The sequence below is a fragment of the Kitasatospora sp. NPDC127111 genome (assembly GCF_042677465.1).
GTDB lineage: Bacteria > Actinomycetota > Actinomycetes > Streptomycetales > Streptomycetaceae > Kitasatospora.
This window is the reverse complement of record NZ_JBHXTG010000024.1, coordinates 1-22,939: the sequence shown is the minus strand read 5'-3', so window position 1 is coordinate 22,939 and position 22,939 is coordinate 1. Positions and strand designations below refer to the sequence as shown.

General features: G+C 74.8%; 23 protein-coding genes and 1 pseudogene. 9 read left to right on the top strand and 15 right to left on the bottom strand.

Features of this window, described 5'->3' with window-relative positions:
• From ACFVHB_RS16995 to ACFVHB_RS16980, 4 genes are all read right to left on the bottom strand, one after another.
• On the bottom strand, window positions 1-951 hold the full coding sequence (locus ACFVHB_RS16995) for a SagB/ThcOx family dehydrogenase (RefSeq protein ID WP_380321890.1): 951 nt from the start codon (window positions 949-951) through the stop codon (window positions 1-3).
• A gap of 255 nt (window positions 952-1,206) precedes the next feature.
• Window positions 1,207-1,332 carry a hypothetical protein gene (locus ACFVHB_RS16990; RefSeq protein WP_380321887.1) on the bottom strand — a complete coding sequence of 42 codons (126 nt, stop codon included), beginning with the start codon at window positions 1,330-1,332 and terminating at the stop codon, window positions 1,207-1,209.
• Between the two features lie 181 nt (window positions 1,333-1,513).
• Window positions 1,514-2,506, bottom strand: coding sequence for an asparaginase (locus ACFVHB_RS16985; protein WP_380321884.1), 993 nt, complete (start codon window positions 2,504-2,506; stop codon window positions 1,514-1,516).
• Between the two features lie 546 nt (window positions 2,507-3,052).
• Window positions 3,053-3,970 (bottom strand): YhjD/YihY/BrkB family envelope integrity protein, encoded by a 918-nt coding sequence (locus ACFVHB_RS16980; protein WP_380321881.1) that lies wholly within the window; start codon window positions 3,968-3,970, stop codon window positions 3,053-3,055.
• A 601-nt stretch (window positions 3,971-4,571) separates the two neighbouring features.
• On the opposite strand from ACFVHB_RS16980, the gene ACFVHB_RS16975 reads away from it, so the two are divergent.
• Complete coding sequence (locus ACFVHB_RS16975; RefSeq protein WP_380321878.1) at window positions 4,572-5,321, top strand: hypothetical protein; 750 nt, start codon at window positions 4,572-4,574, stop codon at window positions 5,319-5,321.
• Window positions 5,322-5,411: 90 nt separating this feature from the next.
• On the opposite strand, the gene ACFVHB_RS16970 is transcribed toward ACFVHB_RS16975, so the two are convergent.
• Window positions 5,412-6,203: a DUF1775 domain-containing protein gene (locus ACFVHB_RS16970; RefSeq protein ID WP_380321875.1), complete on the bottom strand. Its 792-nt coding sequence runs from the start codon at window positions 6,201-6,203 to the stop codon at window positions 5,412-5,414.
• Between the two features lie 158 nt (window positions 6,204-6,361).
• Window positions 6,362-8,158: a protein kinase gene (locus tag ACFVHB_RS16965; RefSeq protein ID WP_380321872.1), complete on the bottom strand. Its 1,797-nt coding sequence runs from the start codon at window positions 8,156-8,158 to the stop codon at window positions 6,362-6,364.
• Window positions 8,159-8,346: 188 nt separating this feature from the next.
• Between ACFVHB_RS16965 and ACFVHB_RS16960 the strand changes: the two genes are divergently transcribed.
• Entirely contained in the window at window positions 8,347-8,757 is a 411-nt protein-coding gene (locus tag ACFVHB_RS16960; RefSeq protein WP_380321869.1) for a hypothetical protein, read from the top strand.
• Between the two features lie 86 nt (window positions 8,758-8,843).
• Here the strand turns inward: ACFVHB_RS16960 and ACFVHB_RS16955 are convergent, their stop codons facing one another.
• From ACFVHB_RS16955 to ACFVHB_RS16940, 4 genes are read right to left on the bottom strand one after another with little or no spacing between them, the layout of a single operon-like run.
• The gene (locus ACFVHB_RS16955; protein WP_380321866.1) at window positions 8,844-9,719 is read right to left on the bottom strand and encodes a biotin-dependent carboxyltransferase family protein; all 876 of its coding nucleotides are present in this window, start codon (window positions 9,717-9,719) and stop codon (window positions 8,844-8,846) included.
• A 53-nt stretch (window positions 9,720-9,772) separates the two neighbouring features.
• Window positions 9,773-10,390: an allophanate hydrolase subunit 1 gene (locus ACFVHB_RS16950; RefSeq protein ID WP_380321863.1), complete on the bottom strand. Its 618-nt coding sequence runs from the start codon at window positions 10,388-10,390 to the stop codon at window positions 9,773-9,775.
• Window positions 10,387-11,190, bottom strand: a complete 804-nt coding sequence (locus ACFVHB_RS16945) for a LamB/YcsF family protein (protein ID WP_380321860.1) — start codon at window positions 11,188-11,190, stop codon at window positions 10,387-10,389. Before ACFVHB_RS16945 ends, ACFVHB_RS16950 begins: the two co-directional genes overlap by 4 nt.
• On the bottom strand, window positions 11,187-12,002 hold the full coding sequence (locus ACFVHB_RS16940) for a GntR family transcriptional regulator (RefSeq protein WP_380321857.1): 816 nt from the start codon (window positions 12,000-12,002) through the stop codon (window positions 11,187-11,189). Before ACFVHB_RS16940 ends, ACFVHB_RS16945 begins: the two co-directional genes overlap by 4 nt.
• 195 nt (window positions 12,003-12,197) lie before the next feature.
• Here ACFVHB_RS16940 and ACFVHB_RS16935 point away from each other — a divergent pair, with 195 nt between their 5' ends.
• From ACFVHB_RS16935 to ACFVHB_RS16920, 4 genes are all read left to right on the top strand, one after another.
• Window positions 12,198-12,986, top strand: a complete 789-nt coding sequence (locus tag ACFVHB_RS16935; protein ID WP_380321854.1) for a DUF969 domain-containing protein — start codon at window positions 12,198-12,200, stop codon at window positions 12,984-12,986.
• On the top strand, window positions 12,983-13,951 hold the full coding sequence (locus ACFVHB_RS16930) for a DUF979 domain-containing protein (RefSeq protein ID WP_380321851.1): 969 nt from the start codon (window positions 12,983-12,985) through the stop codon (window positions 13,949-13,951). Before ACFVHB_RS16935 ends, ACFVHB_RS16930 begins: the two co-directional genes overlap by 4 nt.
• A 173-nt stretch (window positions 13,952-14,124) precedes the next feature.
• Entirely contained in the window at window positions 14,125-14,766 is a 642-nt protein-coding gene (gene pcp / locus ACFVHB_RS16925) for a pyroglutamyl-peptidase I (protein ID WP_380321848.1), read from the top strand.
• A 119-nt stretch (window positions 14,767-14,885) separates the two neighbouring features.
• Window positions 14,886-15,884, top strand: coding sequence for a 1-aminocyclopropane-1-carboxylate deaminase/D-cysteine desulfhydrase (locus tag ACFVHB_RS16920; protein ID WP_380321845.1), 999 nt, complete (start codon window positions 14,886-14,888; stop codon window positions 15,882-15,884).
• Between the two features lie 131 nt (window positions 15,885-16,015).
• On the opposite strand, the gene ACFVHB_RS16915 is transcribed toward ACFVHB_RS16920, so the two are convergent.
• The 4 genes and pseudogenes from ACFVHB_RS16915 to ACFVHB_RS16900 form a co-directional block, all read right to left on the bottom strand.
• Window positions 16,016-16,411, bottom strand: coding sequence for an STAS domain-containing protein (locus ACFVHB_RS16915; protein WP_380321842.1), 396 nt, complete (start codon window positions 16,409-16,411; stop codon window positions 16,016-16,018).
• 72 nt (window positions 16,412-16,483) lie between these two features.
• Window positions 16,484-16,807 (bottom strand): plasmid stabilization protein, encoded by a 324-nt coding sequence (locus tag ACFVHB_RS16910; RefSeq protein ID WP_380322094.1) that lies wholly within the window; start codon window positions 16,805-16,807, stop codon window positions 16,484-16,486.
• Window positions 16,808-17,053: 246 nt separating this feature from the next.
• Window positions 17,054-17,461, bottom strand: a pseudogene (locus ACFVHB_RS16905) (DNA topoisomerase IB); the annotation flags it as partial.
• A gap of 18 nt (window positions 17,462-17,479) precedes the next feature.
• On the bottom strand, window positions 17,480-18,046 hold the full coding sequence (locus ACFVHB_RS16900; RefSeq protein WP_380321839.1) for a CinA family protein: 567 nt from the start codon (window positions 18,044-18,046) through the stop codon (window positions 17,480-17,482).
• Window positions 18,047-18,450: 404 nt separating this feature from the next.
• Here ACFVHB_RS16900 and ACFVHB_RS16895 point away from each other — a divergent pair, with 404 nt between their 5' ends.
• Window positions 18,451-19,344 (top strand): SDR family oxidoreductase, encoded by an 894-nt coding sequence (locus ACFVHB_RS16895; RefSeq protein ID WP_380321836.1) that lies wholly within the window; start codon window positions 18,451-18,453, stop codon window positions 19,342-19,344.
• A gap of 188 nt (window positions 19,345-19,532) precedes the next feature.
• Here ACFVHB_RS16895 and ACFVHB_RS16890 read toward each other — a convergent pair whose 3' ends face one another.
• On the bottom strand, window positions 19,533-20,501 hold the full coding sequence (locus ACFVHB_RS16890; protein WP_380321833.1) for an LLM class F420-dependent oxidoreductase: 969 nt from the start codon (window positions 20,499-20,501) through the stop codon (window positions 19,533-19,535).
• A gap of 286 nt (window positions 20,502-20,787) precedes the next feature.
• Here ACFVHB_RS16890 and ACFVHB_RS16885 point away from each other — a divergent pair, with 286 nt between their 5' ends.
• Both ACFVHB_RS16885 and ACFVHB_RS16880 read left to right on the top strand, forming a co-directional pair.
• The gene (locus ACFVHB_RS16885; RefSeq protein WP_380321830.1) at window positions 20,788-21,978 is read left to right on the top strand and encodes a YbdK family carboxylate-amine ligase; all 1,191 of its coding nucleotides are present in this window, start codon (window positions 20,788-20,790) and stop codon (window positions 21,976-21,978) included.
• 524 nt (window positions 21,979-22,502) lie between these two features.
• Complete coding sequence (locus ACFVHB_RS16880; protein ID WP_380321827.1) at window positions 22,503-22,937, top strand: Hsp20/alpha crystallin family protein; 435 nt, start codon at window positions 22,503-22,505, stop codon at window positions 22,935-22,937.
• The last annotated feature ends 2 nt before the right edge of the window (window positions 22,938-22,939 follow it).

The following is a 22,939-nucleotide window of genomic DNA, read 5'->3' as shown; positions in this document are numbered from 1 at the left end:
TCAGGCCTCTCCGTGTCCGAGGAGCGTCAGGTGGACGACATGGCACGACGTTCCGTCGCAGCCGAGCGTCTTCTCGAGGGTCTGCTTGTCGTACCCGCCCTGGTCGCACCCGATCATGCCGAGCGCGGTCCGGGCCAGGTGGACGTTCTGGGAGATCCCGCCGACCTCGATCAGCGCGAAGACCAGCCCGCTGTCGCCGTACTTCTGCGAGTTGGCGTACAGGTCGTAGACGTAGACCAGGGCGAAGGCGACCTTGTCCAGCTCGACGTCCGCCGTGAACAGCTGCCGGCCCAGGTCCACCGGGGACGGCGTCGCGGCGAGCGGCAGCAGCGTGTGGCTGTGCGGCTGGTACTCGTACCCGCCCGGCGCCAGCCCCTTCACGTGCTGGGCGAGGACCGCGACCCGCACCGGGTAGAGGCCGCCGCCGGAGGGGGCGTTGCGCAACGCCACAGCGGCGTCGCCGTCCTGGGCGGTGGGCACCGGCAGGCTGCCCGAGACGCCCTGCGCGTGCCACAGGACGGTCGCCAACTCGTCCAGGGCGACGGGCTTCCCGGAGAACCGCCGCCCGCTGCGCCGCGCGGCCACCGTGGTGGTGAGGCCGGCGCGCAGCCGCCGGTGCGCGGGCAGGGCGATCGCCCCGTCCAGCCGTTCGCGGAGGTCGCTGTGCGCGCTGGAGAGGACGGCGTCGTGGCCGTAGAACCGCGACACCCCCAGCTGCATGCCCAGGTCCCGCCCGCTGCGGCGGTGGTTGAGCAGCAGCTCCTCCCCCACGAAGCCGTGCACGGCCGGGCTCCACCGGCCCCGCACCACCGACTCCGGCGCCCGCACCACCGTGGTCGCGCTGTACATCGACACGGAGGTGTGCTGTTGCCCGAACGCCGCCACGGTGGACACGTGGGCGTTCCGGCCCAGGTAGTCCGACACGGCCTCTTCGGAGTCCTTCAGTGACATCTCGGCCTTTCGCTCGACGAGGCTTGCGGGCTGTGCGGCGAAACGGGAGCGCGCTCTCCCGGGCGTGCGAGGTGCTGGCGTCGCGAGGTGCTGGCGTACGGGTGCCGGCGTTGCGAGGTGCTGGCGTCGTGAGGTGCCGGTGTGCGAGGTGCCGGTGTGCGAGGTGCCGGTGTGCGAGGTGCCGGTGTGCGAGGTGCCGGTGCGCGTGTCGGGCGGAGGTGGCCGCCGGCGGCCGCCTCCGCCCGACACCGGTGACTACCAGCTGCAGCACGAGCTGCAGCAGCAGTTGCCGCCACCACAGGTGGTGCTGGCTCCCGGCGCCACCTGGACGAACGCACCGCCGGTGGCGGTGCTCCCGACCTGGCTGGAGAAGCTCAACATGTTCCCTCACCTCCCATCGAGGGCACGAAGGAGAAGGATCTCGGCTCCTTAGCCGACCGGGAGCGTAGCAGCCCCCACCCCACCGGGGAACGGGTCGGGAAGCGTCAATTAACCGGCCAGTAGGTTGATTTGACGGATCATCACGATCCCGCGCGCGCGGACCCGCCGCCCCGCGGAGAGGTCAGCGGGCCGTGGTCCGGAAGGCGGCGGCGATCTCGTCGGTCCTCCGCCCTTGGGCGAGCAGGACGTGGAGGAGCAGCCGGGCCTTGTAGGCGTCCAGGTGGCCGCCGTGGATCAGTCCGCGCCCGAGCAGGTCCTTCTCCGAACCGGGGAAGCCGTACGTCGCTTCCAGCACCGGCCCGTTGCCGATGCGGCTGACGAGGATCACGGGGATCCGGGACGCGGTCCGCTCCAGCGTGGCCACGAAGCTCCCGGGGACGTGGCCCGCCCCGAAGGCGGCCATCACGAGGCCGTCGCAGGCGTCGGCCATCGCGGCGAGAAGGGTGCCGTCGTCGCCGAGGGTCGCGGTGTACAGGCCGACGCGGGGAGCCCGGCCGGTCAACGGCCCCGGGAAGGCGGTGCGCGGGGCGAGCGGACCGTGGAGGTGGACACGGCCCTCGTACAGCCGTCCCAGCGGGCCGGTGGCCGGGGAGGTGAACGCGGCCGGGCTGGTGCTGTGGGACTTGCGGACGGTGCGGGCCGCGTGGATCTCGTCGCCGAGGACGACCACGGTACCGGCGCCGCGGAGCGCGGGATCGGCGGCGGCGATGACGGCGGCCTGGAGGTTCGCCGGGCCGTCCGCACCGGGCTGGGTGGGGTTGCGCATGGCCCCGGTGACGACGATCGGCTGATCACCCGCATGCAGCAGGTCGAGGAGGAAGGCGGTCTCCTCGATGGTGTCGGTGCCCTGGGTGACCACCGCGCCGTCGCAACCGGCCCGGAAGGCATCGGCGACGGCGTCCGCGAGCGCGCTCAGGTCGTCGAAGCCGAGGGAGGCCCCGGGCAGCCGCCGGAAGTCGTGGACCCGCAGGTCGACGTCGAGGCGCCGCAGCACGGGGACGGCGTCGAGGAGCTCCTGGGCGGAGAGCGCGGGCACCACCCCGCCGGTGACGGGGTCGGTGGTCATCGCGATGGTCCCGCCCAGCGAGAAGATCGCAACCGTTCTCGTGCTCAACGCCGTCGTCTCCCTCTCCCCGGTCGTCCGTGCCGCGGTGCGGCCGCAGGGCCCCCGGGCAATCTACCGGCTGTCGGGCTTCGGCGAGCGCTGGGCGCGGAGCACCTCCCGTGCCACGTCGGGGGAGCCACGGCGGGTTCCGTGCCACGGCCGGTGACCTCCACCGGCGGGATCGACCAATGCCGGCGGCCACCAGGGTGCCGTTCTGTGAACGCCGTCCAGGAAGGGATCGACAGCGGTGCCGCCGCCGCGGGGAGGCCCGCCGGGCACGGAGGCGAGGCGGGAGGAGAACGACCGTCGCGGCCATCGATCTGATCAGTGTCAGCATCCCCACGCGTTCGTTCTTCGTCGGCATCGTGCGGGGCGTCGTGAACCTCCGTCAACGGCGGTCGGCCGACCTGGTCGATGCCGCCGGCTGGTCTTCCGGCAGGCGACAGCCGAGCGCCCGGCCGACCGCCGGGACACTCCGCCGGCGTCGTCACCGCCGACCGACCGGGGCAGCACGGTCAGGGCCGGCGGGGCACGGTCAGGGCCGGCGGGGCACGGTCAGTGCTCGTCCGGCGGGCGGGGCTCGGTCGGGCGACGCCGGCGGGGCCGCTGTTCCTGCACGGTCCGCCAGCGCGATCGGATCTGCTCGACCAGAGCGTGCCACTCGCGGCGGACTTCGTCCTCGGGAGGGCGCTCACCGCGGTTGATGCGGTTCAACTCGTCGTGCACCTCGCGTCCGAGCGCCGCGGATCCGACGACGGCGACCATCGCACCGAACAGGGCCGAGAGCATCGCGAAGACCGAACCCACGGCACCGTACCGGTCGGCATAGGAACTGAACAGGCGCGGCAGGTAGACCGTCGCACCGATCGAGTAGACCGCCGTCACCGCGGCGGCGGTGACGCCGAACGGCACCAGGTCGCGCGCGGTGATCCGCTTCGCGGACAGGACCCGCCCGCTCCAGACCAGGAAGGCCCCGGTCAGCGGAGCCACCAGCAGACTGGCCGCCCATTCGTGCCGTCGGCTGCCGACGGCCGCGTGCAGCCAGCCGCCCGCCACCGTGTAGACCGCCAGGCCGAGGATCCACCACAGCCCGTTCGCCGTGTTGCGGACACTGAGCGGTCTGAGCTCCCAGGTCTGCTCGAACAGCCGTTGCGCGGCCCGGGCGAAGCCCAGCATCGAGAGCAGCAGGAACAGCGCACTGAAGACGTCCCCGCCCGTGCCCGTGGCGGCCGACGGCGCCAGGGCCTCCTGGACGGCCTCCGCCCCGTCCCCGGTGAGGTTGTACCGCTCGACGACGCGATCGGCGACGTCGCTGCCCCCGAGGCCCGCGAGGAGGGTGCCGCAGAGGATCGCCAGCGGGATCGCCGCGGTCAGCGCGGCGGACGCCAACGCCAGGGCGCGGTCGAACCCCGCGATCGCCTGGAACCGTTTGGCGACGCGCAGCCCGAAGGCCGGACGGAGCCAGAACGTCATCGATCTGATGACGATCTCACGGCTGAGCCGGGCCGTCTCACCCTCCCGCGCTTCGACAGTGACGACCTCAGGAGCCTAGCCCGACGCCCCCTCACCGCCCGGTTCCGACACGGCCCCCGCCCGGCCGCGGCCCAACGCCCCTGAAGCCGGCCGGCTCCGGCGGCACCCGCGCCCGCTCGTTCGCCGAGCCCGGACGGGCGCCGAGGACGGCCGTACCCCGGTGACGCCCGGCCGCGGCGGGCAGCGGGCGGAGCAGGCCGGATCGACGGCTCCGAGGCCGTCCGTGCTCGCGGTTTTCGGTTATCGCGCTCCCCGTCGCCGGTCTCCTGTAGTAGTGAGGCCGAACCCCTCGGCTCCGCACGGCGCGCCGCCCCGGTGCGCCCGCTACGGGAAAGACCTGCCGATGACCGCTGCTCCCTCTCGTCCGTTCTCCCGAGGTTGGCTGCTCGCGTCCTGCGTGCCCACGCTGCTCGTCATCGGGATGGCGGTGTCCGTCCCGGAGGCTCCCTCCGGTGCCCCGCGGGCCGCGGCGGCGAGCATGCCGGGAATGCCGGGAATGCCGGAGGCGGCGGGAACGGCGGAGGCGCCGGGGATGCCGGGGATGGCTGGGACGGCCCACCCGGCGGGTGCCTCCCAGGGCCTCGCCCGCGGCCTCGCCGCCGAGCGGGACGGCTACCGGCTGAACCTCGTGACCTGCAGCCCGCCGGCCGGGCGGCCGACGGCCTTCCGGTTCACCGTCACGGGCCCCGGCGGCTCCCCGGTCACCGACTTCGCCGTCCACCAGACCAAGAAGCTGCACTTCTACGCGATCCGCTCCGACCTCACCGGCTTCCAGCACCTGCACCCGGACATGGCGGACGACGGCACCTGGACGGCCGATCTCGCCGCCCTCGCCCCGGGCACCTGGCGGCTGTACGCCGACTTCATCCCGAACACCGGCGCCCGGGCCACGGAGCTCGTCCTCAGCCGCACCGTGACGGTGCCCGGCGAGGCCGTCCCGGTGCCCCTGCCCGCCCCGAGCGACAGCACCACCGTCGACGGCTACACCGTCACCCTGCAGGCCCGCCCGATGGCCGGCGCGCACCAACTGGTCGCCACGATCGGTCAGGACGGACGGCCGGTCACCGATCTCCAGCCCTACCTGGACAGCTACGCCCACCTCAGCGCGTTCCACGAAAGCGACCAGGCGCTGGCCCACCTCCACCCCGCGAACCCGGTGAACGGTGACCACGGCGGGCCCACGCTGACCTTCCAGGCCCTGTTCGCCGAGCCGGGCGACTGGCGGGTCCACCTCCAGTTCCAGACCGCGGGGAAGCTGCACACCGCCGAATTCACCCTGCACGTCGACTGACGGAGACCCGCCACGGACGCCGCGGTGCCCGGTACTCGTGGGCCCGGTCCTCGTGACCCGGGGGCCGGGAACCGCAGCGGCTGCGGACCGTCAGCCGGACCCGCTGCGCTTGCGGCGCCACCACCAGGCGCCGCCCGCGGCGAGTACCACCACGGCGGCGACACCGAGGGCGATGGGGGCGGCGGACGAGGAGTCGCCGGCCGAGGCGGTCGCCGCCGCGCTGGGCGAGGCCGCCGTCACGCCAGGGGCGCCCGAAGCGGTGGCCGGCGCCGCTGCGGTGGCCGGAGCCGAGGGGGCGGCCGGAACCGAGGGGGTGGCCGGAGCCGAGGGGGCGCCCGACGCGGACGGCGTCGCGCCGGTGGGCGCGACGGACGGCGTGCCGATCGGGGCCGCTCCGGGCGCGGCGGCGGCGAGCTTGAGGGTGGGCGCGGGGTGCTCGGGCTTGGTGCCGGCTTTCGGGAGTTCGATCCAGCGGTCGATGCGGCCGTCGCCGTAGGTCTCCAGGGTCTTGAAGACCAGTTCCCCGGCGTCGGGCAGCTGCTTGACCGTGATCTTGTAAACGGCGTCCTTGCCCGGGGCCAGCGCCGGGCCGCCGACCGTGTAGCCGTCGGCGGTGGCGGCGAGGGTCCAGCCGGCCGGGGCGTCGGCCAGGGCCACGTCGGCGGGGGCGATGCCCTCGGGCAGGACGACCTGGAACCCGGCGAGGCCGGCGGTGGTCGACTCGGCCTCGGCGGTGAAGGTGACGGTCGCGTTGGCGGCCAGCGCCTGGGCGGTCTCGGACTCGACCTCCACGTGGGCGAAGGCCGGCACGGCCACCACGAGGGTTCCGGCCACGACCGCCGTGGCGGTGGCGGCCCGGCCGAGCAGGCGGGACGTGTTCATGGAAAGGCGCTCCGGGGGGAGGGCCGGCCTCGGGCGGGGCAGGCCGGGCCGGTCGACGTGGGGGCGCGTCCATGATGCCCGACGGACCCGGCGGGTCGGGTGTGGCCACCGGAAGCCCCGGGACGAACGGAACCAGCGGCCCCGCCGGGCGGGGCCGGTCACTCGGCCGGGTAGGTGCGACCGATCTTGCCCTTCGGGTCGGCACAGAAGTAGCCGGTGTGGCCGTGTTCGTCCGAGAAGTAGACCCGGATGATCGGGGTGCCGTCGAACATGTCCGGGCCGATGATCAGGTAGCGGCTGGTCGGGTTGGGGACGTTGAGGACGCTGCCGGCCGCCTTCAGGAGGTCGGGCAGGACGTTCCAGTCGTACTGGGCCAGGTCGACCGGCTTGTCCTTGCCCATGGTGCTGCCGGTACGGCGGGTGGTCCTGCCGTCCCGGTAGTCGTACCAGTCGTAGCTGCGGCCGTCGGCCGTCGGCACCTGGCCCGTGGCGTAGCCGGGGTAGACGGTGAGTTCCTTGACCTTGGTGCCGCCGGTCTGGGCGCTCAGCGCGGCCACGACGGTGCGCACGCCGTCGGGGGTGAGGAGGTCCTTGGCGGCCGGGGTGGAGGACCGCTCCGCGGTGACGGTCGGGACGGTCGTCGGCAGCGGCGGGGCGGCCGAACCGGTGGACGCGGGCACGGCCGCCGGACCGGAGGAACCACCGGCGGCCGGGGCGGCGGTGCGGCCGTCGGTGCCGTCGGGGAGCAGGGCCCAGGTGACGGAGCCGACGAGCACCACGGCCGCGACCGAGAGCGTCACGGCCAGGCCGGCCCGGCTGCGGGCGGGCGGCGGGGGCTGCGGTACCGGTCCGGCGGGCACGGCGCCGAACGGCACCCCGGGCGCGGCGTAGCCGGAGCCGGCCGGGGCGGGGTGACCGGAGCCGGTGGGCGCGGCGTGGGCGGAGCCGGTGGGCGCGGCGAGCGGATATGCCGTGAGGTCCGGACGCGCCCCCGCGTCCGCCGGCACGCCGGTCCCGGGCACGGCGTCCGCGGGCACGCCGGCCCCGGGGTTGGCGGGGTGCGGCGTGTCCAGGAAGGTCGGCGCCCAGGCCGGCGCCGGAGCGGGCGGCGCGCCGTACTGCTCCGCGGCGGCGAGCGCCCGGTCCAGTTGGTCGGCGTCCGGGCGCAGCCGCGGGTCGCGGCCCAGGACTGCGGCGAGGACCGGGCCGAGCGGGCCCGAGCGGGCGGGCGGCGGCAGCGGCTCGTCCAGGACGGCGGCGAGGGTGGCCAGCGTGGTGCCGCGGCGCAGCGGGTGGTGGCCCTCGACCGCCACGTACAGCAGCATGCCGAGCGACCAGAGGTCGGAGGAGGGGTTGCCCTCCTCGCCGCGGATGCGTTCCGGGGCGATGTACTCGGGCGAGCCGATCAGCGCGCCGGTCGCGGTGAGCGCGGTGGCGTCCTGCACGGCGGCGATGCCGAAGTCGGTGAGCACCGGGGTGCCGTCGGGGCGGAGCAGCACGTTGCCGGGCTTGACGTCGCGGTGCAGGATGCCGGCCGCGTGGGCGGCCCGCAGGGCGGCGAGCACGCCGCGGCCGATCCGGGCCGCCTCCGGGACGCTGAGCGGGCCCTGGGCGATCCGGTCGGCGAGGCTGCCGCCGGTGACCAGTTCCATCACCAGCCAGGGGTGCGGGTGCTCGGGCGTGTCGATGATGTGGTGGATCACCGCGACGTTGGGGTGCTGGACGCGGGCGAGCGCCCGGGCCTCGCGCAGGACGCGTTCGCGCAGCTCGTGGGCACCGTCGGGGTCGGCCTCGGCCATCGCCGGGTCGGGCGGGCGGACCTCCTTGAGCGCGACCTCCCGGTGCAGCGCGTTGTCCCGCGCACGCCAGACCAGGCCCATGCCCCCGCCGCCGAGGCGGGCGAGCAGTTCGAAGCGGCCGTCAATGAGCCGCGCCCGCGGCCCCCCAGTGTTCATGGCGCACATCGTAGAGGCCCCCACCGACCGCGTACCGGACGGGCCGCCGCGGCTGCGGCACCCGTCCGGGCGCCGGCCGGCCCGGGCACCGGCGGCCGCGCGAACGAGCCGGGGCTCCACCGCCGAACGGATGCGGGCGGCCCCGCGCTGACGGACCCTGGGAGAGCAGCCGACCTCGGAGGAGAGCGATGCCCAGTACCAGCGGCTCACGGGAACCGAGCGCCATGGTGCACATGTCGATCTCCGGTGCCCCACCCCTGGCGAACGTGGTCGCCGATACGGTGAGCCGGTCGTTCGGCCTGATCATCGTCCCTGGTCCCGGCACGGCGGGGGACTACGTCTCGCCCGCCGAGCAGGTCGTCCGGACCCGCTGGCAGGTGGACACGTCGGCACCGGTCGACGAGTCCGCCACACGGCCGGTCCCCCTCGCGGACCCCGGTGCCGAGCCGGTGAAGGTGGAGCTCAGCGGTCGATCCGACGCCGTCGCCAAGGTCGACGCCCTCATCCGCGCCCACTTCCGCGCCGGCCCGCCGGCCGGGATCTCCCAGGCGTTCGAGGTGTGGCCGGGGAGCCCACCGGACGCCACGGGCCGGCCGTGACGGACGTGCCCCGCGCCCGGCGACCTGTCCGGCCCCGCCGCACCGCACGGGTCGGCCTCTCGGTCGCCGGTCGTGGTGGCGGGCCGTCAGCGCAGCCGGACGGGTGCGAAGCGGACCGGGGTGCCGGGGGCGGCCTGGGCGGCGGCGGGGAGGACTGCGGCGGGGACGACGCCGATGACGGGGTAGCCGCCGGTGGTCGGGTGGTCGGCGAGGAAGACCACCGGGCGGCCGTCGGGCGGCACCTGGACGGCGCCCAGGACCATGCCCTCACTGGGCAGTTCGCCCTGGCGGGCGCGTTCCAGCGGCGGGCCGTCGAGGCGTAGGCCGATCCGGTTGCTGGTCGTCGAGACGTGGTAGACGGAGCGCGCGAGGACGCCGAGGGCCCCGGCGGTGAACCAGTCGTCGCGCGGGCCGAGCATGAGCGGGAGGACCAGCCGGGCGGGCGGGGCGGCCCAGGGCAGCACGTCCGCCCCGGCCGGCGGGCCGGCCGGCCGGCCGAGCGGCAGGCGGTCCCCGACGGCCAGCGGCGCGGGGCCCAGCCCGGAGAGCAGGTCGGTCGAACGGCTGCCGAGGACCGGTTCGGTGGCGATCCCGCCCGCGAAGGCGAGGTAGCTGCGCACCCCCCGGGTCGCGGGGCCGACGTCGAGCCGCGCCCCGGCGGACAGCCGGACCGGGGTGCCCCAGGCGGCGGGCCGGCCGTCGACCCGTACGGCGCAGGGCGCCCCGGTCACGGCCACCGTCACCGGCCGGTGCACCCGGACCGCGCAGCCGAGCACCGTGGTCTCCAGGGCGGCCGCCCCGGCGGGGTTGCCGACCAGCCGGTTGGCCAGGCGGTGGGCCGGCCGGTCGAGCGCACCGGAGCGCGGCACGCCCAGATGGGCGTGGCCCGACCGGCCGAGGTCCTGGACGGTCGTCAGCAGGCCCGCGCCGACGACGGTGACGGTCACGGCTTCCCCGGTCACGGCTTCCCCGGTCGCGACTCCTCCGCCCGCGGCCTCCGACACGGCTCCCCCGGTCATGCTTCCTCGATGACGAACCGCACCCGCGCCCCCGGGGCGAACAGGGCCGCGGGCTCGCGCGCGACGTCCCACAGCGCGGCGTCGGTGCGGCCGATCAGCTGCCAGCCGCCCGGGGACGAGCGCGGGTAGACGCCGGTGTACGGTCCGGCCAGGGCGACCGAGCCGGCCGGCACGGCGCTGCGGGGCACTGCCCGCCGCGCGACGTGGTACCGGTCGGCGAGGCCGGTGAGGTAGCCGAAGCCGGGGGCGAAGCCGCTGAAGGCGACGCGGAACTCGGTCGCGGAGTGGATGCGCGCGACGGCGTCCTCCGCGACGCCCCAGAGCGCGGCGACCTCCGCGAGGTCCGCACCGTCGTAGCGGACCGGTACGGTCACCACCGGACCGGCCCGTTCCGGGGCGGGCGGCACGCGCCAGGTGGCCAGTTCGGCGGCCAGGGCGCGCGGGTCCGCCACCCCGTCGAGCAGTACGGTCCGTTCGGCGGGGACGATCTCGTCCACCGGCGGCAGCCCGAACCCCGCGCGTCTGCGGAGGAGTTCGGCGTGGAGGGCGGCGGTCCGGTCGGCGTCGGCGAGTTCGACCAGCAAGGCGTGCGGGCCGACCCGCAGCACTCTCATGCGAACGCCTCGACGCGCACCCCGGCGGCTCGCAGCGCCGTCCGGACGCGGCGGGCGAGGTCGGCGGCCCCGGGGGTGTCGCCGTGCACGCACAGCGAGCGGGCGCGCAGCCGGATCCGGTCGCCGGTGTGCGCGGTGAGCAGGCCGTCGCGGGCGATGCCGACCGAGCGGCAAACCACGGCGTCGGGGTCGTGGACGACCGCGCCCGGTTCCCGGCGGGAGAGCAGTGTGGCCTCCGGGGTGTAGGCGCGGTCGCCGAACGCCTCGGCGACCACCGGCAGTCCGGCCTGCCGGGCCGCCTCGTGCAGCCGCGAGCCGGGCAGCCCGAGCACCGGCGGCGCCGGCGTTCCGGGGAGGGCCAGGCGGACACCGCGGACCACCGCCGCGGCCTGTTCCGCGTCGCGCACCGTGCGGTTGTAGAGCGCGCCGTGCGGTTTGACGTAGGCGACCCCGGCGCCGGCTGCCTGCGCGAACACCTGCAACGCCCCTATCTGGTAGGCGATTTCGTCGGCCAGCTCGTCCGGGGGGACGTCCATCGCCCGCCGCCCGAAGCCGGCCAGGTCCCGGTAGGAGACCTGCGCGCCGATCCGCACCCCGCGCTCGGCGGCCAGGGCACACACGCGCCGCATGGTGGACGGGTCCCCGGCGTGGAAGCCGCAGGCGACGTTGGCGCTGGTGACCACCGACAGCAGGGCCTCGTCCTCGGTGAGCGTCCAGCGGCCGAAGCCCTCGCCGAGGTCGGCGTTCAGGTCGATCACCGGCTCCGCGGCGGCCCCGGTAACCGTCCGGCCGCCCGTCACCGCCCGTCTCCCGGGAGATACCCGTTCCCCGGGAGGTGGCCCGGGCCCGGGGCCTGCCCGGCACCCGGGGACTGTCCGGCGCCCGGGGACTGTCCGGCGCCCGGGGCCTGCCCGGCACCCGGGGCCTGTCCGCGCTCCGCCATGGCGCGGACGATCACCGCGCGCGCGTCGTCCAGGTATCCGGTCAACTCGACCTCGGCGTCGTCGATCTCGCCGGACTCCAGCAGCCCGGCGAGCGTCTGGTTGCGGCGCAGGAACGGTTCGTGCAGCGCGCGTGCGGAGGGGACGGCGGCGAAGGCCAACCGCAGTTCCGCCATCAGCCGCGCCATGCACTCGTCGATCCGCCCGCTGCCGGCCAGCCCGGCGACGGCCTGGTGGAAGTGCAGGTCGGCGGTGCCGACGGCGGCCCAGTCGCCGAGCAGCTCGGCACCCTCGGCCCGCACGAGCGCGGCCCGCACCGCGGCCAGGCGCTCCGGCGCCGCGCTGCGCAGCGCGCGCACGCCGGCCATCTCCAGGGCCAGGCGCAGGGTGTAGATGTCGACGACGTCCGCCGGTTCCAGGATCCGGACGAAGACCCCGCGGTTCAGCTCGTGGACGACGAGGCGCTGGTCGGCCAGTTGCCGGAACGCCTCGCGGAGCGTGTTGCGCGACACCGCGAGCGCGTCGCCCAACGCCTCCTCCGACAGTCGCGTCCCGGGAGCGAGCCGGCCCTCGGTGATGTGCTCGCGCAGCACCTCGGCCACCCGCTGGGCGGCGCTGGCGCGTTCGAGCCGGCCCCGGTCGGCCGCGAGTGCGTCGAAAACCCCGGTCAAGTCCTGCCTCCTGCCGGCCTACGTTCCGTCAGGACGCTTAATCCTGAACCCTTGTCGGATTGTTCCACAATCCCCTAACCTCTCGGCAACCCCCGCTGCGAGGCCGCGGCCCACCCGGCCGGGACCTCCTGCGCCGTGTGGCGTCACAGATGACCGCCCGCACCGCGTGGACCCCTCCGAAAGGCGGCCAGGCACGTGATCGTTCTCGTCGGCATCCTCATCGTGGTGGCCGGATTCGCCACCCGGCGAAATCCGCTCCTCGTCGTCGGCGCCGCCGGCGTCGTCACCGGCCTGCTGGGCGGGCTGAGCCCGGTGAAGGTCCTGGAGACGTTCGGGACGGGCTTCGCCTCCAGCCGCTCGGTGACCCTCTTCGCCGTCACCCTGCCGGTCATCGGTCTGCTGGAGCGCCACGGTCTGCAGAACCAGGCCCGCACCCTGATGAACCGGCTCGCGAAGGTCAGCGCCGGCCGCCTGCTCGCGTGCTACCTGGTGATCCGCCAGCTCGCCGCCGCCCTCGGGCTCACCGCGCTCGGCGGACATCCCCAGGCGGTGCGGCCGATGATCGTGCCGATGGCGGAGGCCGCCGTCGAGCGCCGCCACGGCACGCTGACCGAGAAGGCCCGCGAACGCCTGCGCTCCTTCGCCGCGAGCGCCGACAACGTCGGCCTCTTCTTCGGCGAGGACTGCTTCCTCGCCATCGGCTCGATCCTCCTGATCACCGGCTTCGTCAACGCGACCTACCACACCGCCCTGGAGCCGGTGCAGCTCGCCCTGTGGGCCATCCCCACCGCGGTCTGCGCCGCCCTCATCCACGGCGTGCACCTGCTGCGCCTGGACACCACGCTCGCCCGGGACCTGCCCGCCGCGTCCGGCCGCCCCGTCGGCGCCCCCACCGACACCCGAGCCGCCGACGCCAGCCCCGCCGACTCCAGCCCCGCCGACTCCAGCCCCGCCGACTCGCTCACCGTGGAGGACAGCAAGTGATCAAGGTCGAATGGCTGTACTGGCTCGTCGGCGCCGTCTTCCTCGCGATGGCCGCGCAGATGGCCGCCGACCGCAGCAACCCCAAGCGGTTCGGCAGCGCCGCCTTCTGGGGCCTGTTCGGCGCGAGCTTCGTCTACGGCACGTGGGTCGCCGACAAGAGCGCGCCCGCCGCGCCCCTGGGTGCGGCCGTCCTCGCCATGATCTGCCTGGGCGGCCTCGGCTTCACCGGCCGCGGCACGCCCGCGACCACCAGCCCCGAGCAGCGGGCCGCCTCCGCCGCCCGTCTCGGCAGCCGGCTGTTCATTCCCGCGCTCACCCTGCCGCTGGTCGCACTGACCTGCGCCACCCTCCTCAAGGGCGTGCACCTCGGCGGCGGGCTGCTGCTCCCGTCCGGCAGCGAGGCCCTGCTCGGGCTCGGCATCGGCACGCTCGTCGCACTGGCCGTCGGCCTCGCCCTCACCCGCGAGCGCAATCCCGTCGTCGCCCTGCACGCCGGCCGCGCGCTGGTGGAGGCCATGGGCTGGGCGCTGCTCCTGCCCCAACTCCTCGCCGTACTGGGCTCGATCTTCCAGCGCACCGGTGTCGGCACCCAGGTCGGCAAGATCACCACCCACTTCCTGCCCGACGGCAGCACGTACGCGGCGGTGGCCCTCTACTGCCTCGGCATGGCCCTGTTCACCGTCGTCATGGGCAACGCCTTCGCCGCCTTCCCCGTCATGACCGCCGCCATCGGCTGGCCCGTCCTGATCACCCAGCTGCACGGCGACCCGGCGGTCGTCCTGGCCGTGGGCATGCTGGCCGGCTTCTGCGGCACCCTCGCCACCCCGATGGCCGCCAACTTCAACCTGGTCCCGGCCGCCCTGCTCGAACTCAAGGACCAGTACGGGCCGATCAAGGCCCAACTGCCCACCGCAGGCGCCCTGTTGGTGTGCAACATGGCCATCATGTCGCTGTTCGCGTTCTGACCACCGGCGTTCCGGCCACGGGCGCTCCGGACACCCGTGTCCAGGCCACCCTGCTCCGGCCACCCTGCTCCGGCCACCCTGCTCCGGCCACCGCTGCTCCGGTCGCCGACGTTCCGCCGCCGACGTTCCGTCACCGAGATCCGAACATCCCGTCAGAAAGGCTCTCCCCACCCATGACCCGGGTCCTGCTCACCGGTTTCGAACCGTTCGACGGCGCCACCCTCAACCCGTCCTGGGAGGTCGCCCGCCTCGTCGCCGACGAGCCGCCCGCAGGGATGGTGGTCACCCCCGTCCGGCTGAGCTGCGTCTTCGGCCAGGCGGCCGGGGAACTGCGCGCGGCGGTGCGCGGCAGCGACCCGGACGTCGTGGTCTGTCTCGGCCAGGCGACCGGCCGCCCCGACATCAGCATCGAGCGCATCGCCGTCAACATCGACGACGCGCGCATCCCGGACAACTCAGGCCGGCAGCCGATCGACCGGCCCGTCGTCCCCGGCGGTCCCGCCGCCTACTTCGCCACCCTGCCGGTCAAGGCGTGCGTGGCCGCCGTCCGGGAGGCCGGCCTGCCGTCCTCCCTCTCCCACAGCGCCGGGACCTTCGTCTGCAACCACGTCTTCTACGCCCTCATGCACCTGCTCGCCACCGAACGCCCCACCGCCCGCGGCGGGTTCGTCCACCTGCCCGCCCTGCCCGAACAGGTCCTCGACCGGGCCCAGCCCTCCCTGCCCGCCGCCACGGCCGCCCACGCCCTGCGCGCCCTGCTCACGGCCTCGGCCCGCCCCACCGACCTGCGCACCCCCGAGGGGACCACCCACTGACGCGCTGAGCACCACCGGCAGTTCCATCAACCGGCACGGGAGCGGAAGCCGACACTCGCGTACCGCAGTTGACGCCGAAACCGGTCCGATCGTCCTCCCGCTGCCCTACCGTCTCCTCCATGCGACCTCCGCTGCTGCACCAGCGCTGTCCCGAACTGGCCGGCTCGCTTCCGTTCCTGCGGCTGGGCACGGCACCCACGCCGGTGCGGGCGCTGCCCGGGCTGGACACGCGCGCCGAGCTGTGGATCAAGGACGAGAGCGGATACGGCGACGGCGGCTGGGGTGGCAACAAGGTCCGCAAGCTGGAGTGGCTGCTCCCGGAGGCCCGGCAACGCGGCGCGAGGACCATCCTCACCGTCGGCGGCCTCGGCACCAACTGGGGCCTCGCCGCCGCCCGCTACGCGCGGGAGCAAGGGCTCCGGGTAGCCCTGGGCCTGATCGACCAACCGGTCGACGAGCACGTGCGGGCCCAACTGGAACGGCTGCGCGCCTCCGGCGCGACGCTCCACCTCCTGCACACCAAGACCCGGCTGATCCTGGCCGCCCCCTGGCTCTTCGTCCGGCACACCCACGGCCGCACCCCGCCGTACTACCTCCCGGCCGGCGGCTCCTCGCCGCTCGGCACGCTCGGCGCCGTCGAGACCGCCCTGGAACTGGCCGGACAGGTCGATGCCGGACAACTACCGGAACCGGCGTGGCTGGTCACCGCCGTCGGATCCGGCGGCACCGCCGCAGGGCTGACCCTCGGACTGCGCCTCGCCGGGCTGCGCACCCGCGTCCTCGGCGTCGTCGTCAACGACACCCTGCCCCTGGACACCCCCACCCTCCTCTCACTGGCCCGCCGCTCCACCGCCCTGCTCCGGGCCCGGGGCGCCGACGTGAGCGGCGCCGAGCCCGCCCCCGACGCGATCCGCACCGAGACGGCCTGGCTGGGAGACGGCTACGCCCACCCCACCCGGGCCAGCGACCGGGCACTCGCACGCGCCGCCGCGCACGCCGGCCTGGCCCTGGAACGCACCTACACCGCCAAGGCACTCGCCGCCCTCCTCGACCTGGATGAGACCGGCCGCCTGGACGGCGGCCCGGTGGTCTTCCTGCACACCCACGGACCGCGATGACGCGGCCTCACGGCGAGGGCCGGTCCCACTGATCCCGCCGGGAGGCCGTCAGCACGGCGGAGCGACGCGGAGGCGGGTGTGCCGGCCGTGGCCGGTGGCGGCGAGCGGGGCGGGCGGCCCGCGCCGGGGGCTCATTCGGGGCGGGGCACGGCAGTGGTGCGGACGTGGACGCGGAGGGTGAAGATCTCATCGGCTCCGGTGATCGCCAGCAGGCGCAGCAGTTGGGGGCCGGCGCCGGAGAGGACGAGCCACACTCCTGCGGCTTCGGCGTCGTGGCGGGCCTGGAGGAGGGCGTTGAGGCACGCCGAGTCGCAGAAGGTGAGGGCTGCGAGATCGACGATCAGCATCGCGGGTGCGTCTGCGACGGCCTTGGCGAGGGCTTCGTCGAGAAGGTGCCGGTTGTCCTGGTCGGGTTCTCCCGCGACGCGGCACACCACCGCGGGGATCGCCGCGGCCTGGGTGGTGACCTGGAGCCGCGCCCGCGTCGGCTGGCCGGGCTCCGGATGGGCGCCCGGGGTGGGGGACATGATGGGTTCCCTTCCGACGGAATGGCTGTCCGATCCCCGTCCTCCCCCGGGCGGCCGCCCTGGAGGTGTACGTCAGCGGCCGAGGGCGTTGGCGAGCTCCTTCTTGTTCATCTTGGAGCGGCCGTGGACGTTGCGCTGCTTGGCCTCGTTGTAGAGCTGGTCGTAGGTGGGGCCTTCGGAGCCCGAGTGGGAGCGCTGGCCGCCCCGCTTGGAGGAGGACATGTCCTGGGTGGAGGAGCGGCTGGCGGTCTTCGACTCGCCGTGCCGGGCCCGTTCCTTGTTCACCGTGCGGGCGGCGATCTCCTTGGCCCGCTTCTCACTCTCACCGCGGTCGAGGGCGCTCTCCTTGATGTGTTCGTACTGGCGTTCCCGCTTCTTGTTCGAGCCGGCCGGCATGACTCCTCCTTGGGCGTGATGTGTGGACCGGCGGCTACCCCGTGCGGCCCGTCCCATGCCTCGACGCGTCGTTCCCGGCCCGGTGAGGAGGGAGAGGACGGCGCGTTCCACGCTCTCGCCGGTGCCGGGCAGGCCCGGCCCGGTCGGGTCGGCGGCGAGGTCGGGCAACGCGTCGGCGACGGTGACTCCCTGGTCGTAGAGCTCGAACAGCCGCGGGTTGACGTAGGAGGCGCGGCAGACGGCCGGGGTGTTCCCCAGGTGGGCCGCCGTCTCGCGGACGACCCGGGCGGCCGCGCGACGCCGGGCGGTCTTCGACCGGCTCGCCTGGGGCCAGGAGACGGCGAGGCCGACCGCGACCAGCACGGTGGCGTGCCAGGTGCGGAAGTCCTTGGCGGACACGTCCGTGCCGCTTCCGGAGCGCAGGTAGGCGTTCAGGTCCACGGCGTCCAGGGACCGCCACGTCCGGTGTTCCCAGAACGCCCAGAGGGCCGGGCCGTCGTCGTGGCGGCGCAGCAGGGCCCGGACGGTGTGCGCGGCGGCCGCGTCGGTGAGGGTGAGGTCACGGCGGCGCCCGGACTTGGCCGCGTACCCGAAGTGGAGGTCGGCGCCGTGGACGGTGGTCTGGTCGCGGCGCAGCGTGGTCAGGCCGTACGAGCCGTTGGCCTTTTGGAGTCAGCCGCCGGGTCGCAACAGGTCGTGAAGGAGGCCGAGGGCGGCGAGCACGGCTTCGCCCTGGATGTCCTCGCGCCGGTTCGACGGCGGTGCGGGCTGGGTGGTGCTGGTCGTGTGCGGGGTCGCGACGGCCACGTAGACGGTGCCCACCGGGCGGCCGTCCTGGGGCGCGGGCCCGGCGACTCCGGTGGTGGCGAGACCGTAGGTGGCGCCGGTGATCGTGCGGATGCCCTCGGCCATCTGGACGGCGACCTCGGGATGGACGGCTCCCGCGTCGGCGAGGAGGGAGGCGTCGACGTGCAGCAGGGTGGTCTTGAGTCCGGTGGCGTAGGCGACGACGCCACCGAGGAACGTCTCCCCCGCGCCGGGCGCGTCCGCCAAGGCGGTGGCCAGGCGACCGCCGGTGAGGGATTCGGCGGCGGCGACGGTGTGGCCGGCGGCCGCCAGGGCCGTGGTGATCTGGCGCACCAGCACACCGGCCCGGTCCAGCCCCGCCCGGACCTGGTCGTCCTGGCGGCTCGGGCCGGGTGCTCGGGCCGTTCCCGCCGAGCGGTCATCGTGGGGCATCGGGGTCATCCGCCGGTCAGCTCGCGATCGTCCAGGCCCACCGGCAGTTCCTCGGGGAGGGCCGCGACGGCTTCCGGCGCCGGTGCTCGGGACTCGACCATGTCCGGGCGTCTGCCCTGCGTCCGAGGCGGAAAACGGGTACGGGACACCGCCCGGTCCATGACCTACGAGGCCGTCACCGTACGGCGGCGTCCGGGGGCCGGGGTCCGGCGTCCGGTGGCCGGGGTCCGGTGGCACCGGAGTCCCGTGGCCGGTCGCAGGAGCTCCCGGCGGGCCGCCCCGCACGCGGGCGCGCGGCGGGCGGACCACCCGCATGCCGCAGCCCGGCGCGCGGGCGACCCCGCGCGCGGTCAGACTCGCCCCCGTGAGCCTTCCGACCGCCCCGAGGAGCACCGTCCGCCGTGTTGAGTGACCAGCACACCCCGCAGGACCCGACCGAACAGCATCCGAGACCGCCGTTCCCCGGTCAGTCGCAGCCCCACCCCGGCACCGCGGACGACATGACGCCCCGGCCGGACCACGGCGAGACGTCCTACCGCGGCACCGGCCGGCTGGACGGTCGCGTCGCCCTGGTCACCGGCGGCGACTCCGGTATCGGCCGGGCCGTCGTGCTCGCGTTCGCCCGCGAGGGCGCCGACATCGCCTTCTGCCACCTTCCCGAGGAAGCGGCCGACGCCGAGGAGACCACCCGCCTGGTCGTCGACGCCGGCCGACGCGTCCTCGCCGTGCCCGGCGACCTACGGGACCAGCGGTTCTGCGCGGAGCTGGTGTCCCGCTGCACCGACACCTTCGGCCGCCTCGACGTCCTGGTGAACAACGCCGCCTACCAGATGTCCCAGCCCGACGGGCTGACCGCGATCACGACCGAACAGTTCGACCGCGTCATGAAGACCAACCTGTACGGCATGTTCTGGACCACCCGCGCGGCCCTGCCCCACCTGCGCGCGGGCGCCTCCGTCATCAACACCGCCTCCGTCCAGGCCTACAAACCCAGCCCCCACCTCCTCGACTACGCGATGACCAAGGCCGCCATCGTCGCCTTCACCCAGGGCCTCGCGATGCAGCTCGCCCCCGACGGCATCCGCGTCAACGCGGTCGCCCCCGGGCCGGTCTGGACACCGTTGATCCCCGCCACCATGGACGAGGACAAGGTCGCCCACTTCGGCGAGCAGTCACCCCTCGGCCGCGCGGCCCAGCCCGCCGAGATGGCCCCCGCCTACGTCTTCCTCGCCTCCCAGGAGTCCTCCTACATCACCGCCGAGATCGTCAACGCCACCGGCGGCACACCACTGCCCTGACACCGCTGGGACGGACCGGTGGTGGCCCCGTGGCCCCCTACCCGGTGGCGCCGGGGACCTTCAGCGGGTCGCGGGGTGGCGGTCTACTCGGCTTCTTCGAGCCGTCCGCCGAGTTCCACCACCCGGTTGCCGGCACAGCGGGGGTGCCAGCAGGTCAGGGGGCCCCGGTACCGGGCGCGGGCGGCTCCTCAGAACGCCGCGCGCAGCGCCGGCAGCAGGGCGTCCCGGGCCCAGTCGAGGTAGGCGGGCTGGGTGTCGCCGCCGACCTGGACGAGGGCGACCTCCCCGAAACCCGCGTCGACGAACGGCCGCACCGCTTCGACGAAGTCCTCGGCCCGGTCGCCGCAGGGGATGCTCCCGGCGACGTCCTCCGGGCGGACGAACCGGCTCGCGGCGGCGAAGCCCGCCGTCCCGGGCAGTTCGGCGTTGACCTTCCAGCCGCCGCCGAACCAGCGGAACTGCTCGTGGGCCCGGCGAACGGCGGCGTCCCGGTCGGTGTCCCAGCACACCGGGAGCTGGCCCACCGCCGGCTTCCCGGCCCCGCCGTGCTCCGCGAAGCCGGTGATCAGCGCCGGGTCCGGCTCCACGGCGATCACCAGGTCGGCCAGCCGGCCGGCCAGTTCGCAGGAGGCCGGGCCGGACACCGCCACCCCGATCGGCGGCGGCCGGTCGGGAAGGTCCCACAACCGGGCGCCCCGGACGTCGAAGTACCGGCCGCGGCGGGTGACGTACCCGCCGTCGAAGAGCGCCCGGATGACCCGCACGGCCTCGTCGAGCATCGCCTGACGCACCGGCACCGCGGGCCAGCCGCGGCCGACCACGTGCTCGTTGAGGTTCTCGCCGCTGCCCAGCCCGAGCCGGAAGCGGCCCTCGGACAGCAACTGCACCGTGGCCGCCTTCTGCGCCACCACCACGGGGTGGTAGCGGAACGTCGGGCAGGTCACGTAGGTCATGAGCGGGATCCGGGAGGTGGCCTGCGCGGCGGCACCGAGCACCGCCCACGCGTACGGGGCGTGGCCCTGCTCGTCCAGCCAGGGGAAGGAGTGGTCCGAGATCACCGAGAAGTCGAAACCGGCCCGCTCCGCGTGCACCACGTCCGCGACCAGGTCACGCGGGCCGCGCTGCTCGGTCATCATCGTGTATCCGATCTGCACCATGACCCGCGCCTGCCCCGATCACCGCGTGCCTCACGCCGAGCGGCCCCGCTTCGTCCGGGCGCGGCGGACGAGCCTTCCCCGGCCCGGCGCCGAGACGCTCCCCCCACGGGCCCGGCGCGGCGTTGTTTCCGCCCGCGCCAGCGGGAAACACGCCCGAGCGACAGTCCCCTGAGCCGGAGCGCAGCGCCATGACAAGCATCCGTCTCCGCACCCGGTACGGCCCGGCCCGGGGCCGGGCACGTCCGCGACTCGGTCCGGTCCCGGCTGCCGTGGCGGGAGCGGGGCGGTGAGCGGCCGGCACGAGGCCCTCAGGTTCGGCGTCGAGGAGGAGTTCCTGCTGGTCGATCGGACCACGCGGATCACCGCCCCCTGCGCCGACCTGGTGGTGGCGCACGCCGCCCGCACCCTCGGTGCCCGGGCCCAGCACGAGTTCCTGGCCACCCAGGTCGAGGCGTGCACCCGCCCGGTCACGACCGCTGCCGGGCTGCACGCGGAGCTGGCGGCCGCACGCCGGGCCATGGCCGAGGCGGCCGAGAACGCCGGGTGCCTCCTCGTGGCCACCGGCACCGCCGTCCTGCCGAGTCACCATCCGTTGCCGCTGACCCCGACCGACCGCTACCGGCGCGTCGCCGCCCACGTGGGCCCGGCCGCCGACCAGGTGGGGGGCGAGATCTGCGGCTGCCACGTCCACCTCGGCGACCTCGGCCGCGCCGACGCCCTCGCGATCAGCGCCCACCTGCGCCCGTGGCTGCCGCTCCTGCAGGCACTGTGCGTCAACTCGCCGTTCTGCGAGGGCCGGGACCGCGGCGCCGCGAGCAGCCGTGCCGGCCGCCACCTGGCATGGCCGACCTGCGGGCCGGCCCCGGTTCTGGATCCGGAGGAGTACGAGCGGACGGTACGACGGCTGATCACCCACCGGGTGATCCTCGACCGGAAGATGCTCTACTGGTACGCCCGGCCGTCCGAACACCTGCCCACGCTCGAAGTGAGGATCGCCGACACCAACGCGGACGCCGACGCCCCGCTCCTGCTGGCCGTCCTCCTGCGCGGACTCGCGCGCACCTTCCTCGCCGCCCACCGCAACGGTGTCCCACCGCCGCGCACGGCTGCGGCGGCCCTGCGGGAGGCCCATCGGCAGGCTGCCCGCGGCGGCCTCGCCGGCGTCGGCACGGACCCGTCCACCGGTCGCCGCGTGCCGATGTCCCGGCTCGTCGCCCGCCTGCTCGACCTGACCGGTCCCGCTCTGGCGGAGGTGGGCGACCTGGAGACCGCACGCCTCCTCCTCCACCGCCGGTTGACCTGCGGCACGGACGCCGACCGACAACGGGCCGTGTTCAACCGCCGTCGTTCGCTGACCGACGTCGTCGACGACCTCGCCCACCTCACCGCCGCCCCCGGAATCGCGGCGGCCCCGGTCCCCGCCCCCACCTCCGGCAGCGGCTTTCAGCGCCTCGGCAGCGCCACCGTCCCGTTCTGAACGGCGCTCCCGTTCTGAACGACGCCTCGCCGACGTGGCACGGGCGACACGGCCCGCCCGTCAGGCCCGGGAAGCGGGCGGCGGGGACACACCCGCGCTTCTGACGGTGATTCCGACGGGCAAGGCCTCGCAGCCCGGGGGCGGCGGGAGGTCGGGCAGGAGCGGTGTCGGGCGGTGGGACGGCCGCCCCGGCGGGGGTGGCGTCGGCGGCAGCGGCACGGCTGCCGGGGAAACGGCGCTCATGATCTCAGCTCTCCTCTGCTCGACCCCGCCCGTGACTCCGGCTACCCGGATCCGGCGCCACCACGCCCGGTTCCACCCGGTGTTGGCGCCCGTGCTCGGTGGTAGGCCGGGGGCCAGGTGCTGGGTGGCGACGGGGGTTGCGCGGTCGGCGGCACCAGCTGCCCGCTCATGCCGTCATCCTTCGGACGACATCCGATGTTTGTCATCGGATGGATGACGTGCTACAACGGTTCCCAGGTGAAGCGCACTGCTGACCAATGAACCAGTGGAGGTGTTTCGCGATGCTGATGCGCACCGACCCGTTCCGCGAGCTGGACCGCCTGACCCAGCAGTTCCTCGGCGGCAACGGCACGTGGTCCCGACCGGCCCCGATGCCGCTGGACGCCTACCGCGCCGGCGACGAGTACGTGATGTGCTTCGACCTTCCCGGGGTGGACCCGGAGGCGATCGACATCGACGTCGAACGGAACATGCTGACCGTGAAGGCCGAACGCCGTCCGCGCCACGAGGGCGAGGGCGTGAAGTGGGAGCTGTCCGAGCGCCCGCTCGGCGTCTTCTCCCGGCAGGTCATGCTCTCCGACACGCTCGACCCCGAGGGGATCACCGCCGACTACGAGGCCGGCGTGCTGACCCTGAAGATCCCGGTCGCCGAGCGGGCCAAGCCCCGCAAGATCGCCATCGGGCACGGCGACGACCGCAAGCAGCTCAAGGCCTGACC